Below are 12,792 nucleotides of genomic sequence, written 5' to 3' on the forward strand. Positions count from 1 at the left end.
CCCTCAGCCTCCCCCGAACCTTCAGGTCCTGGAAGACCTCAGCCTTCCCGGAACCTTCAGGTCCTGGAAGACCTCAGCCCTCCCGGAACCTTCCGGCCCCAGGGAGCCTGTGCCCTTCCGGGGCCGTGGTGGTCCCTCGAGCCCTTCCGGGTCCAAGGACCTTTCGGCCCTCGAAGCCCATCGGGTCTCTGATACCGAGACTAAGCCTGGCCGACCTTGAAACGGACGAAGGCCTCGACAGTGACACCGTTCTCGTCGGCGTACTTCGCGATGGTCTTCTTGTTGTCCTTGACGAAGGCCTGCTGCAGCAGCGTGAAGTCCTTGTACCAGCCGTTGACGCGACCCTCGACGATCTTGGCGATCGCGGCCTCGGGCTTGCCCTCTTCGCGGGTCATCTCCTCGAAGAGCGCGCGCTCCTTCTCCACGACCTCGGCCGGGACGGCCTCGGCGTTGAGGAACTTCGGCGCCATCGCGGCGGCGTGCTGCGCGATGTCCTTGGCGACCTCGGCGTTCGGCTTGTCCAGCTGGACGAGCACGCCGACGGCCGGCGGGAGCTGCGGGTCGGTCTTGTGCATGTAGGCGCCGACGTAGCCGCCCTCGAGGACCGCGAAGCGGCGGATCTCGATCTTCTCGCCGAGCGCGACGTTGGCCTCGTCGAGGTGCTCCTTGACGGACTTGCCGTCGAGCTCCGACGCCAGCAGGGCGTCGACGTCGGCCGGCCTGGTGGCCAGGATGTGCGCCACGACCTCGGCCGCGAGCTCCTGGAAGCGCTCGGCCTTGGCGACGAAGTCGGTCTCGCAGTTGAGCTCGAGCAGCGCGGCCTTGTCGTCGCCGTCCTGCTTGAGCGCGACGAGGCCGTTGGAGGCGGTGCGGGCCTCACGCTTGCCGACGTCCTTGGCACCCTTGAGGCGCAGGATCTCGACGGCGCGGTCGAAGTCGCCCTCGGACTCCTCGAGCGCCTTCTTGCAGTCCATCATGCCGGCGGCGGTCAGCTCGCGAAGCCGCTTGACGTCGGCCATGTTCACGGAAGCCATTGTCTTTTCCTTGTAGGAGTTCGTCGTGGATGCCTGTGTTCTGTACGGCCGAGCCGTATGGAGCTTGCGGGCGGGACGGGAACAGCGGCGACTCACCTGGGCTCTGGCCCTTACGGACCTCGATTCTCAAGAACCTCAGCCACCGACAGACCTTCGGATCTCACGACCCTCAGCCCTCATCGGACCCCAGCCCTTAAGACCCTCAGCCCTCATCGGACCTCGGCTCCCGACCCTGAGGTCAGCCGGGTTCCAGGGGCTCCGCAGAAACCCACGGCCCTGGAGCCCGATCCGCCGCACGCTGTGCTGTTGTGTCCCGCTCTCACCGTGGAAGCGAGAGGTCCGGTACGGCTGTCGCCAGCCGTACCGGAAAAGCCTCAGGCCTGCTCGTCGTCCTTGGCCTCGGCCTCGACGGTCTCGACAGCCTCGACGGGCTCGATCGTCTCGTCCTCGACACCGGCCTCGACCTCGGCCGGCGCGGCCTCAGCCTCGGCGACGACCTCAGCCTCGTCCTCGGCCACAGCCTCAGCGGCGACAGCGGCGTCCTCGACGGCCACGGCCGACTCGGCGCCCTCGATGAGCTCGCGCTCCCACTCGGCCAGCGGCTCGGCGGCGGCGGGCTTCTCGTCACCGCGAGCGGCGCCGGAGCGGGCCATGAGACCGGCGGCGACGGCGTCGGCGACCACGCGGGTCAGCAGACCGACGGCGCGGATGGCGTCGTCGTTGCCCGGGATCGGGTAGTCGACCTCGTCCGGGTCGCAGTTGGTGTCGAGGATCGCGACGACCGGGATGTTCAGCTTGCGAGCCTCGCTGATCCCGATGTGCTCCTTCTTGGTGTCGACGATCCACACCGCACTGGGAACGCGCGACATGTCCCGGATGCCACCGAGGGTACGCAGGAGCTTGTCCTTCTCGCGGCGGCGCATGAGGAGCTCCTTCTTGGTGAGCCCCGAGCCGGCGACGTTGTCGAAGTCGAGCTCCTCGAGCTCCTTCAGACGCTGCAGACGCTTGTGCACGGTGGAGAAGTTGGTGAGCATGCCACCCAGCCAGCGCTGGTTGACGTACGGCATGCCGACGCGGGCGGCCTGCTCGGCGATGGCCTCCTGGGCCTGCTTCTTCGTGCCGATGAACAGGATCGTGCCGCCGTGGGCGACGGTCTCCTTGATGAAGTCGTAGGCGCGGTCGATGAACGCCAGCGACTTCTGCAGGTCGATGATGTAGATGCCGTTGCGCTCGGTCATGATGAAGCGCTTCATCTTCGGGTTCCAGCGCCTGGTCTGGTGACCGAAGTGAACGCCGCTCTCAAGCAGCTGTCGCATGGTGACGACGGGGGCCATGAGCTGGTCCTCCAGGTTGTGGCGCCTCGCACCAGTGGCGCGGGCGCGTTTCTCGGTTGGTCGCGGCGGCCTTGTGACCGTCGCCCTGATGCCCCAGATTCCGCGCCAGCCGGGTTCTCACCCGGACCGAAGGAGCGGCTCGTGGCGGGGCATGCGAAGTCGGCCTGCTGCTGTAGCTGACCTCTCCGGGAACCCTGCGGCACCCGGTTCGGCTATTTCTGACAGACAGGCCATCGAAAAGTGTACCTCCTGACCGACCCCCGTAAGCCCAGCCCACACCCCCACCCCGCCCCTCCCCCCCAAACAGCTATGAGACCAGCCACCCAACGAACGAACGATCGACAGGACCGTGCTCGGGGGCGATGGCGCGACGGCCGGACGAAAGAAGGCCAAGAGCCGGACGCCCGAGGGCCGGAGACGAGCCGACACGCGACTCTTCCCAGCCGCCCGGGACACCCGCCCCACGCAACCCTCGTGGATGCCCAGACACCCCAACCCACCGTTCCCCCTGACGGCCGCCGACGCCGCCCCTCGCGCAACCCCCAGGCGCCCCCAAACCCGTCCCGCACACCCCACACCCCACACCCCACACCCCACACCCCACACCCCACACCCCACACCCCACACCCCACACCCCACACCCCACACCGACAGGCAACCCGATCGGAAGCCAACGCAACCGCGCCCTCTCGACGCCCCGCCCTGAGCACCCGCTCTCCCCCTCCGCGCCCCTACGGAGGCGGCCCTCGACCCCCACCCTTCGCAAACACTCCCCCCACGCACGCCCTCGAACGCGACACCCCGGGTGCCCTAAACCCGTCACGCTCACCCCACATCCGGCGACCAAACCGCCCCGGCGCTCCGTACACCCCGAAGCGGGCTACGCGTCGTGGTCCTCTGTGGGGATGCCCGGCGCGGGCCGTTCGGCGCGCGGAAAGAGGTACACCTGCGCCTCCGCCACCCGAGCCCCCTCAGGCAGCTGGCTTTTGTCCCGGTCCGTAGCCCGATACCGCGCGGTCAGCTTCTCGATCTCCTCCCCCAGCACCCGCATCTCCTCCCCCGTGAGCAACAACATCGTCCGGCTCATCTTGGTAGCCGTCCGCCAGTCCTCAGGCTCCTGCTCCTGCGCGAACCGAGCCCGCCGCGCCTCCTCGGCCGCGTCCTTCCACACCGCGTCGATCAGCAGGTCCTTGGCCGCCCGCACCTCCAACGGCTCCCCGACCTCGGTGCTCACCGTGATCCCGCCCTTGACCGCGCGCCAGACCCGCTCCCTGCCGTCCCCGCTGGACGGCGCGTCCTCCACGAACCCGTACTTGGCCAGCATCCGCAGGTGATAACTGGCCGCGCTCGGCGTCACCCCCACCGCCTCGGCGAGCTGCGTAGCCGTGGCGGAGCCCTCGACCGAGAGCCGGTTGATCATCGCCAGCCTGGCCGGGTGGGCCAGCGCCCTCATCGCCTTCGGGTCGCTCAGCGGTTCGCGCACGTTGCTCATGCCAACAAGATATCCGATCTGAAGGGTTGCCTTCATAACTCTGAAGCATTACTTTCATAGTTGTGAAGCAAACCCTTCATGAATCGGAGACCTCGATGCTTCAGGCCATCCCCCTTCGCAAGCAGCGTGACTATCGCCTCCTCTGGTCGGCTCGCACGACCTCGATCACGGGTTCCGAGGTCTCCAGGCTCGCCGTACCGCTCACCGCCGTCACCATGCTGGCCGCCTCCCCCACCGAGATGGGCCTGCTCACCTCGGCGGCAGCCGTACCGGCCCTGCTCCTGGGCCTGCAGGCGGGCGCCATCGCCGACCGGCTCAAGAGGCACCGCCCGGTCATGGTCGCCTGCGAGCTGGTCTCGGCGCTGGCCGCGGTCAGCGTTCCCGTCGGCTGGTTCCTCGGCGTGCTGACCGTGCCGTGGCTCATCGCGGTGGCCCTGATCATCGGTTCAGCCTCCGTACTCTTCAAATCCGCCAACTTCCAGCACCTCGCAGCCGTCGTCGACCCCACGCAGCGCACCGCGGCGATGGCGGGTTTCCAGGCGTCCTACTCGGCCGCCTCCGTCGCCGGCCCCAGCCTGGCCGGACTCCTGGTGCAACTCCTCACCGCTCCTATGGCCGTACTGGTCGAAGCGTTCTCCTTCCTGGCCTCCGCCCTGATGCTCCGCTCGATCAGAACCCACGAAGACCACACCCCAGCGGTCTCCAAGGGCATGTGGCGCGACATCGTCGAGGGGTTGCGTTTCTCCACCACTCACCCGGTGATCCGCTCACTGCTCGCCGCCGGCACCACGATCAACTTCTTCGCCACCGCGTACATCGCCGTCCACATGCTCTACATGGTCAACACGTTGCAGATCCCGCAGGGCCTGCTCGGCGCCCTCATTGCCGTCTCCGGCGTCGGCGGCCTGCTCGGCGCCTGGGCCACCACCCGCCTGGCCAAGCGTTTCGGTGAGAACCGCATCCTGCTGGCCACCGTTCTGTTCTTCCCCATGGACATCGTTCTCGTTGGTCTGCTGGACGGATCGCTCGCTTTCAAGATCACCGTCCTCGCCATCTCCAGCGCGGCCACCGGCGCCATCGTCGTCTCCTTCGCCACCTGCCTCGGCGCGATCATCATGCGCGAGGCCCCCGCCGAGGTCCGCGGCCGCGTCAACGCCACGATGACCTTCGCGGTGCAGGGCGTCATGGCACTGGGCGGCGTGTTCGGCGGCCTGCTGGCCGAGCAGGTGGGCCTGCGTTCCGTCATCCTGATCTGCGCGGTGGGCATCGCCCTGAGCAGCGTCTGGGTCTGGACCTCCCCACTCCGCCCCCGCCGGCGCCCCCTTACCCAGCAGCCCCACCAGACAAGCCCGACATCCCAGGCAGCCACCGAGGCCCACTACCTCCGCATCCGCACCACCCGCTAACAGCCCCGAACCCCCGCACCCCTACGTCTCTTAGCCCCTAAGCCCTAAAACGCCCCGCACCGAACCACCGGCACTCTCACACCCTCAGGCCGCCCCACACCGAAACCCCAGCACTCCCGCCCCACACCGAACAGCCGAGCACTCTCACACCCTGAGGCCGTGTCGCACTGAACAGCCCAGCACTCTTACGCCCTAAGCCCATGTCGCACTGAACAGCCCAGCACTCTTACGCCCTAAACCCGTTTAGCACCGAACAAGCCAGCGCCCTATTGCCACCTAGACCGTCCCGCCCCGTGGCTCTCCACCACGCGATGACTGGCAAGGCTCAAGCAAGCAGAGGCGACCCACCCACTCAGCCCCGCACCCCGCACCCCGCACCCCGCACCCCGCACCCCGCACCCCGCACCCCGCACCCCGCACCAGGGTCGCCCACCGACCAGGACCGCACATCAAGGTCGGCCAATCAGCTCCACCCACGGGTCAGTTCAACTCCTCCGCCAGCAGATCCAGCAACAGCCCATCGTGAAACTCCCCCGTCGCCGGATCGCGCTCGTAAGCCCGCATGATCCCCACACGACGGAACCCGACCTTCTCGTACGCCCTGATAGCCGTTTCGTTCGTCGCCGCCGGATCGATGGTGAGCCGGTGATGACCCCGCTCATCGATCAACCACCGAGCCAACGTACGCACCGCCTCCTGCCCAAACCCCCGCCCATGCCAGGCCGGATCCAGAAAGATGTCGATACCCGCACTCCGATACATCGGGTCATCCACCTCGTCGTACTGAATGGCCCCGACCACCTCACCATCGACAGTGATCGCCAACATGTCACCGAGGTCGTCGATAGGCCCCCACCACCGTTTGACCTGCGGCGTCGCCAGAATCTCCCGCAACCGCCCCTCGTCCTCGGGGCCAGCGTCACGCAGAATCAGCCGCGTTCCACGAAGCTCCATCGGCCTGCCTCTCAGTCGAAGTTCGACAGCGGGCAGCCAGGATGGCACACGGAATCGCGTTCGCCGAACCCGTTATCCACAGGCCGCGCGACGCCCCTTCTTTATCCCCAGAACCCCGTTCGCCCCGGTCACCCGACCCATCCCCCGACCAAGCTGTCCGCATGCCTCACACGCACGCACCCGCAACCGCCACGCCGTTCACCCTGGCAACCACCCCATCTCCCGCAGCCCCCCAGCCAGCCCTTCTCACAGCACCCCAAAGCACCCACACCCCAAGCCTTAGGCCCCAGCCACTACGCGCCTTCGCCAGGCGGACACCCACCAACCGCCTACTGTTCGTGACACTGCTCGCCCTGGCACTGATCACACTCACCCCATCACCAGCGGCAGCCGCCCCATCACCCTGGCAGTGGCCCCTCAGCGGCACCCCGACGATCCTCCGCCGCTTCGCCCCACCACCGGCCCCATGGCTGTCCGGCCACAGGGGCGTCGACCTGGCCGCCACCCCCGGCACCCCCGTATACGCCGCAGGACCAGGAACGATCACCTACGCAGGCCCGCTAGCAGGCAGAGGCGTAATCACCATCCTCCACACAGCAGGCCTGAAGACCACCTACCTGCCCGTCCAAGCATCAGTACGGCGAGGCGACCAGATCAGCGCCGGAGCCCGCATCGGCATCATCGAAGACGTCCCCGGCCATTGCGCCCAGCAGTGCCTCCACTGGGGCCTCCTCCGCGCGTCCCGCTACCTGGACCCACTCCTCCTACTCGGCTGGGGCCAGGTCCGCCTACTCCCGTACTGGACCACCCCACAACCGACCACCCCCACCTCACGAACCACCGCAGCAAGGCCACTCGCTCTCCCCGTCAGCAACCCACCTGCCGCTCTCCACACCCCCCAAAGCGCAACCCCACCCCGCACCACCCAAGTTGCGGCTGACGATTCCCCATCAACGGCCACACCGCCGTTGACCCCCACAGCCCGTGACACTTCACCGAACCCATCCCCAGCCAACATAGGCGCGGCGGCAACCATCCTCGGAGGCGTACTCCTCTCCACCGCCCTCCATCACCGCAACCACAGGCGAAAACAGGCCAGAAGGCCAAGGGACCAGCCCGGCCATAACCACCAGCCGCCCTGAGCCCCAACGCAATAGAGAACCCGGTGGACTCACCCCAAGGCTCAGGCTCGCGGATGCGCCTGCCGATAAGCAGCCCGCAGCCGCTCAATAGAGACATGTGTATAGATCTGCGTCGTGTTCAACGAAGCGTGCCCGAGCATCTCCTGAACACTCCGAAGATCAGCCCCACCCTCCAGCAAATGCGTCGCTGCAGTATGCCGAAGCCCATGCGGCCCCAGATCAGGAGCCCCGTCGACCGCACGCAGGCGAGCATGCACCACCCGTCGTACGGTCCCCGCATCAATCCGCCCCCCACGCGCCCCAAGAAAGAGCGCGGACCCAGTACCTTCCCGAATCCACAACGGCCGTCCGTGCACACACCACAGATCGATCGCCCGCAAAGCAGGCACCCCAAACGGCACAGAACGCTCCTTGCGCCCTTTCCCCACCACCCGAACCACCCGCCGGTCCCGATCAACATCATCGGAGTCCAACGCGCATAGCTCACTCACCCGGATACCCGTCGCATAGAGCAATTCCATGATCGCCTGATCACGCAGCTCCTTGGGCTCCCCATCCCCCGAGACCTCCAGCGCAGCATGCGCCTGCTCCTGATCAAGTACGGCCGGCAGCGACCGCCCCGCCTTCGCACTACCCAAGAGCAACCCCGGATCATGCCCCATCCAGCCCCGGCGATGGCAGAAGGCGGTGAAGGTACGCGCACATGCCGTACGGCGAGCCAACGTGGCCCGCGACAACCCCGCCGCATACTGCTCAGCCAGCCACTCCCGAAGCACCGCAATATCAACCGCCCCCAACAACGCAGGCCCAAGACCCCCTGTTGACGAGGCAAGTGCCGACTCAGGCAACGACGACCCGCCAGAAGACCGCACAGATGACGGCGCAACTGGCTGGACGGCTGACTGCGCGGTGGTTGACATGGGTGCCTGCGCGGTGGCTGATGTGGGTGCCTGCGCGCTCGTTGACGTGGGTGCCTGAACGGGTGACTGCGCGCTCGTTGACGTGGGTGCCTGCGTGGGTGACTGCGCGGCGGCTGACGTGGGCGACGCCTCAGACATCGACACAGACGGAGACGTACGCGACAACGCGGCATCGGTGGGGGCACCTGAAGGATCAGCACCCAACGAAGCGGGCAGCTCCAGGCCACCATGCGCTGGCGCATCCTCCAGCCCCTGGGCAGATTCCAGGTGGGTGAGGAGCGTGGTGATGTCCGAGAGGTAGGCACGCACCGTGTGAGGCGAGAGGTCGCGTTCGAGCCGCAGGTACCTCTCGAACTCGCTCATGACGTCGTCGATCCCGAGCTCGCCGACCAGTGGCGGCTGTGGATGCATTTCATGATCCGTCACAGTTCCACTATCCCTCTTCCGAGGCGCGTCTGCTGGCAACCCTCGCCCCGTCCACACGTAGTCGCGAAAACGTTCGTGCGAACAGCGGCAGCGCGAGGCTCAGGCACCGTACGACGTTCAGAGCGAGATACGCCGGACGGGCTGGGGCTGGTGGGCTGGGGCTAGTGGGCTGGGGCTAGTGGGCTGGGGCTAGTGGGCTGGGGCTAGTGGGCTGGGGCGGGGGTTCAGGGTTCGGGCTCTTGGAGTCCCGGGTCGGAGTTCGTGCCTGGCGGCCGGGGTTCGTGTCTGGGGGTTGGGGGTTGGCTAGGGCGGGTGGGTTGGCTAGGGACGGGTGAGCTGGGGGTGGGGTTGGGCGGCGGAGGCGCCAGCCGGTTGGGGTGCGGTCGATATAGCCTGCTGCGGCCAGGCCGCCCAGACAGCTGAGGGCGGTGGGGAGGTCTACTCCTGCGGCCACTGCAATCGTTGCTGGGCCTGCTGTGCCTCTTGAGGGGACGGCATCCAGGACTCTTCTGGTTGGCTCGTTCAGTGCGTCCCTTGGGATGGCTGGGCCGCGGGTCTGTGGGGCTAGGTCGGCGCCGATGACGCCTACCAGTTCGATCATTTCCTCTGGGGAGGTGACGCATACGGCGGTGCGTTCGCGGAGGAGGCGGTGGCATCCGGCGGACTGCTCTGAGGTGATCGCGCCTGGGACGGCGGCCAGGTGGCGGTCCAGGGATATCGCGTGGGATGCCGTGTTCAGTGCGCCGCTTCGTTGGGCGGCTTCTATGACTACCGTGCCTCTGGAGAGGGCGGCTATCAGGCGGTTTCTGATCAGGAAGCGAGCTCTGGTGGGGTGGACTCCCGGTGGACATTCGCTGACTATGACGCCCTGGTCGCGTACTGCTTCGAACAGGCTGTGGTGGCCTGAGGGGTAGCAGACGTCGGTACCGCAGGCCAGGACGACGACGGTGGGTGAGCCGCCTGCTAGGGCGCCTCTGTGGGCTGCTCCGTCTATGCCGTATGCGCCGCCTGAGATGACGCTCCAGCCTGCTTCGCTCAGGCCGATGCCGAACTCGGCTGCGACGTGTACGCCGTATGCGGTGGCTGCTCTTGCGCCTACTACGGCTACTGAGCGGAGGCAGGAGTAGCGGAGGTCGGCGCTGCCGTGGAGCCATAGGCCCAGTGGGCTGCCGTTGCCGAGGTCGTTGAGTTGGGTGGGCCATTCGGGCATGCCGGGGATTATCAGGCGGGCGCCTGTCTTTTCGCCTGTGGCCAGGTCGTTGGTGGGGTCGGCGTGCTCTAGGCGGGCTTGCCAGGCTGGAAGCCTTTTGGACAGGTCTGTTGTGGGGTTGCCGGTTGGGTAGTCGGGTGGGAGGGTGCCGCTGCGGATGGCGGCCAGCGCGGCTTGGGCGCCGGATAGGCGTACGAGTTTGCCCATCAGTTTGTCGCCTACGTCGGCGGCGCGCATGAGTGCGGCTCGTGCGAGTAGCTCGGCGTCGGTGGGGTCTGACTCGCTGGGCGGCCCAGTGATGGGCTCGGTGCTGCTGGGCTCGGCGTGGTTGGGCTCGGTGTTGTTGGCCACCGGCTCGTTGGCTTGGGCGTCGTTGGGGTCGGCGCCTGTTGGTGGTGGTGGAGCTGCCGGGCTTGTGAGGGGGTGCTCGTGGGGGTTCATGTGCCTGTTCTCCGGGGGTGGGATCCCGGTGCTGGTGGGCTTGTGGATGGGCTGGGGCGGGCGGGCGAGAGCTGGCCCGGAGGTGCCGGGGAGGTGCCGGGGCGGTGCCGGGGCGGTGCCGGGGCGGTGGCGGTGGCGGGTCGCGGGTCGCGGGTCGCGGGTCGCGGGTCGCGGGTCGCGGGTCGCGGGTCGCGGGTGGCGGCGGTGAGCGTGGCACGGGCGCGCGGGAGCGGCAGTGGGGCCCGAGATAGGACGAGGTGGCTGTGATGCAGATCGGATGTGGTGGACGGAGGCGGCGGGTACCAAGGGCGAGGGGTGGTCATTAGGGGCGGTCGTAAGGGGCGGTCGTCACGGGTGGTCGTGGGGTGCGGTCGTGGGGTGCGGTCGTGGGGTGCGGTCGTGGGGTGCGGTCGTCACGGGTGGTCGCGCGGGGCAGTCGTGGGGTGCGGTCGTCACGGGTGGTCGCGCGGGGCGGTCGCGAGGGAGGTGCTGGGGGTTTGTTGGGGTGGGTGGGTTAGATGCCTACGCCTAGCCACATGGCTAGGGCGCCGGAGGTTTCGTCTTGGTCGGGGTGGTCTTTGTTGGCCAGGTCGGCCAGCGTCCAGGCGACTCGGACTACGCGGTCCAGGCCTCTGGCGCTGAGGGAGCCGGAGTCGAGGCAGGAGGTTATGGGGCGCATCGCGGCTTCTGAGGGGCGGAAGTCGGCGTGCAGGGCGCTGCCGGGGATCTCGGCGTTGGTGTGCCAGGGGGTTCCGGCCAGGCGTTTGGCTGCTCGTTCTCGGGCCTCCAGCACGCGTTCAGCCACTACCTTGCTGCTCTCCACGAGCTGGCGGTCGGCTAGGAGTTCGCGTCTGTTCGACTTGGCTACGGTGACTTTGATGTCGATGCGGTCGAGCAGCGGGCCGGAGAGTCTGCCCAGGTAGCGGCGTTTGATGGTGGTTGAGCATTGGCAGCTGTCCGTCTGGCCCGGGGGTTGGGCGCAGGGGCAGGGGTTGGCGGCGAGGATCAGCATGAAGCGGGCCGGGAAGGTCACCGTGCCTGAGGATCGGGCGACTGTTACGTAGCCGGACTCCAAGGGTTGGCGTAGTGAGTCGAGGACGTGGCGGGGGAACTCCGGTGCTTCGTCCAGGAAGAGGGCGCCGCGGTGGGCCAGGCTTACGGCGCCTGGGCGGACGACGGCGCTGCCTCCGCCGACGATGGCGGGGGTGGTGGCGGTGTGGTGTGGGGCTACAAATGGTGGCCTGGTCATCATGGGGCTGTTGGTGGGGAGCACGCCTGCTACGGAGTGGATCGCCGTCACCTCCAGGGCGTGTTCGAGCTCCAGGTCCGGTAGGAGGGTTGGCAGGCGCTCGGCGAGGAGGGTCTTGCCGGTGCCCGGTGGGCCCAGCATCCAGAGGTTGTGGCCTCCGGCGGCGCACACCTCCAGCGCACGCCGTCCCACGGGCTGGCCCACCACGTCGGACAGGTCTCCCATGGCGCTGGCGTCCGTGGGCACTGGGGTGGGTTCGTCGAGTTCTGGGAGCTCTGGGGGGTCGTCGCCTCGGCGGAGCCACTCGACCAGCTGGCGCAGGTCTTTGACGGGGACTACGCGTACGTCAGGGACGAGTGCGGCCTCTGCTGCGTTCGCCGCTGGGACGACTACCGTGGCTTCGCGTTCCTTGGCTGCGGCCAGGACTGAGGGCAGCACACCGCGGACCGGTCTGAGCTGGCCGTCCAGGCCCAGCTCGCCCAGGAAGTACGGCTCGGCTACGCGCTCGGCGGACACCACGCCCGCGGCGCCCAGGATCGCCACGGCTATGGCCAGGTCGAACTGGCTGCCGCGTTTGGGGAGCGTGGCGGGGAACAGGCTGACCGTGATGCGGGCGTCGGGCCACGGGTAGTGGCTGTTGACCATCGCGGATCTGACGCGGTCGCGCGCCTCGCTCAGTGCGGTGTCGGGGAGGCCGATGAGGTGGATTCCGGCCAGGCCGCTGCCGACGTCGGCCTCGACCTCGACGGTTCTGCCTGCGACGCCGATCAGGGTCACGCTTCTCGTGCGGGCCACGGCCACCTAGATCACGCCCTTGACGTGCTCGAGGCTGAAGGTTGCTCCGAAGCGTTCGAGCGCGACCACGTCGATCCTGATCGTGGGGAAGCTGCGTGGCTGGTCGGCCAGCCATTTGGCGGCGAGCATGCGCAACCGCGCCACTTTGGCTGGCCGTACGGACTCCAGGGCTGAGCCGTGGGAGCGGCTCGATCGGGTCTTCACCTCCACCACGACGAGGGAGGGGCCGTCTTCTGCCAGTACGTCGATCTCGCCGTATTTGCATCGCCAGTTGCGGGCGACGATGTGCATGCCTTGGGTGCGCAGATAGTCGACGGCCAGCTGTTCGCCGTGTCTGCCTAGCTCGTTCTTCGTGGGCATGCCTGAGAGGGTCGCGGAGGCGGGGTGGG

At 67.9% G+C, this 12,792-nt stretch carries 10 protein-coding genes; 2 read left to right on the top strand and 8 right to left on the bottom strand.

Translation table 11 applies throughout. The annotated features are described in order from the left end of the window. Nucleotides 1-200 precede the first annotated feature (200 nt). The 3 genes from tsf to ACIBG8_RS18655 all read right to left on the bottom strand — a co-directional run bounded on the left by tsf (nucleotide 201) and on the right by ACIBG8_RS18655 (nucleotide 3,860). A complete protein-coding gene (gene tsf / locus ACIBG8_RS18645) occupies nucleotides 201-1,034 on the bottom strand; it encodes a translation elongation factor Ts (RefSeq protein WP_397344070.1) in 834 nt (277 codons plus the stop codon). A 374-nt stretch (nucleotides 1,035-1,408) separates the two neighbouring features. Further along, entirely contained in the window at nucleotides 1,409-2,368 is a 960-nt protein-coding gene (rpsB, locus tag ACIBG8_RS18650; protein WP_397344071.1) for a 30S ribosomal protein S2, read from the bottom strand. An 880-nt stretch (nucleotides 2,369-3,248) separates the two neighbouring features. Then, nucleotides 3,249-3,860 (bottom strand): ArsR/SmtB family transcription factor, encoded by a 612-nt coding sequence (locus ACIBG8_RS18655; RefSeq protein WP_397344072.1) that lies wholly within the window; start codon nucleotides 3,858-3,860, stop codon nucleotides 3,249-3,251. A gap of 62 nt (nucleotides 3,861-3,922) precedes the next feature. Here ACIBG8_RS18655 and ACIBG8_RS18660 point away from each other — a divergent pair, with 62 nt between their 5' ends. Beyond that, nucleotides 3,923-5,266, top strand: a complete 1,344-nt coding sequence (locus ACIBG8_RS18660; RefSeq protein WP_397344073.1) for an MFS transporter — start codon at nucleotides 3,923-3,925, stop codon at nucleotides 5,264-5,266. A 480-nt stretch (nucleotides 5,267-5,746) separates the two neighbouring features. Here ACIBG8_RS18660 and ACIBG8_RS18665 read toward each other — a convergent pair whose 3' ends face one another. Further along, the gene (locus ACIBG8_RS18665; RefSeq protein ID WP_397344074.1) at nucleotides 5,747-6,220 is read right to left on the bottom strand and encodes a GNAT family N-acetyltransferase; all 474 of its coding nucleotides are present in this window, start codon (nucleotides 6,218-6,220) and stop codon (nucleotides 5,747-5,749) included. Nucleotides 6,221-6,381: 161 nt separating this feature from the next. Here ACIBG8_RS18665 and ACIBG8_RS18670 point away from each other — a divergent pair, with 161 nt between their 5' ends. Continuing rightward, the gene (locus tag ACIBG8_RS18670; RefSeq protein ID WP_397344075.1) at nucleotides 6,382-7,362 is read left to right on the top strand and encodes a M23 family metallopeptidase; all 981 of its coding nucleotides are present in this window, start codon (nucleotides 6,382-6,384) and stop codon (nucleotides 7,360-7,362) included. A gap of 41 nt (nucleotides 7,363-7,403) precedes the next feature. Here the strand turns inward: ACIBG8_RS18670 and ACIBG8_RS18675 are convergent, their stop codons facing one another. The 4 genes from ACIBG8_RS18675 to ACIBG8_RS18690 all read right to left on the bottom strand — a co-directional run bounded on the left by ACIBG8_RS18675 (nucleotide 7,404) and on the right by ACIBG8_RS18690 (nucleotide 12,763). Then, on the bottom strand, nucleotides 7,404-8,708 hold the full coding sequence (locus tag ACIBG8_RS18675; protein WP_397344076.1) for a tyrosine-type recombinase/integrase: 1,305 nt from the start codon (nucleotides 8,706-8,708) through the stop codon (nucleotides 7,404-7,406). Between the two features lie 175 nt (nucleotides 8,709-8,883). Further along, nucleotides 8,884-10,359: a DNA-processing protein DprA gene (gene dprA, locus ACIBG8_RS18680; protein ID WP_397344077.1), complete on the bottom strand. Its 1,476-nt coding sequence runs from the start codon at nucleotides 10,357-10,359 to the stop codon at nucleotides 8,884-8,886. A 514-nt stretch (nucleotides 10,360-10,873) separates the two neighbouring features. Next, the gene (locus ACIBG8_RS18685; RefSeq protein WP_397344078.1) at nucleotides 10,874-12,409 is read right to left on the bottom strand and encodes a YifB family Mg chelatase-like AAA ATPase; all 1,536 of its coding nucleotides are present in this window, start codon (nucleotides 12,407-12,409) and stop codon (nucleotides 10,874-10,876) included. Then, nucleotides 12,410-12,763 (bottom strand): YraN family protein, encoded by a 354-nt coding sequence (locus ACIBG8_RS18690; protein WP_397344079.1) that lies wholly within the window; start codon nucleotides 12,761-12,763, stop codon nucleotides 12,410-12,412. Between the last annotated feature and the right edge of the window lie 29 nt (nucleotides 12,764-12,792).

The organism is Nonomuraea sp. NPDC050556 (assembly GCF_044457355.1).
In the GTDB taxonomy this organism is placed as follows: domain Bacteria; phylum Actinomycetota; class Actinomycetes; order Streptosporangiales; family Streptosporangiaceae; genus Nonomuraea.

Coding starts and splice junctions, on each gene's coding strand:
- tsf (WP_397344070.1), bottom strand. CDS start 1,034: ATGGCTTCCGTGAACATGGCCGACGTCAAGCGGCTTCGCGAGCTGACC.
- rpsB (WP_397344071.1), bottom strand. CDS start 2,368: ATGGCCCCCGTCGTCACCATGCGACAGCTGCTTGAGAGCGGCGTTCAC.
- ACIBG8_RS18655 (WP_397344072.1), bottom strand. CDS start 3,860: ATGAGCAACGTGCGCGAACCGCTGAGCGACCCGAAGGCGATGAGGGCG.
- ACIBG8_RS18665 (WP_397344074.1), bottom strand. CDS start 6,220: ATGGAGCTTCGTGGAACGCGGCTGATTCTGCGTGACGCTGGCCCCGAG.
- ACIBG8_RS18670 (WP_397344075.1), top strand. CDS start 6,382: ATGCCTCACACGCACGCACCCGCAACCGCCACGCCGTTCACCCTGGCA.
- dprA (WP_397344077.1), bottom strand. CDS start 10,359: ATGAACCCCCACGAGCACCCCCTCACAAGCCCGGCAGCTCCACCACCA.
- ACIBG8_RS18690 (WP_397344079.1), bottom strand. CDS start 12,763: ATGCCCACGAAGAACGAGCTAGGCAGACACGGCGAACAGCTGGCCGTC.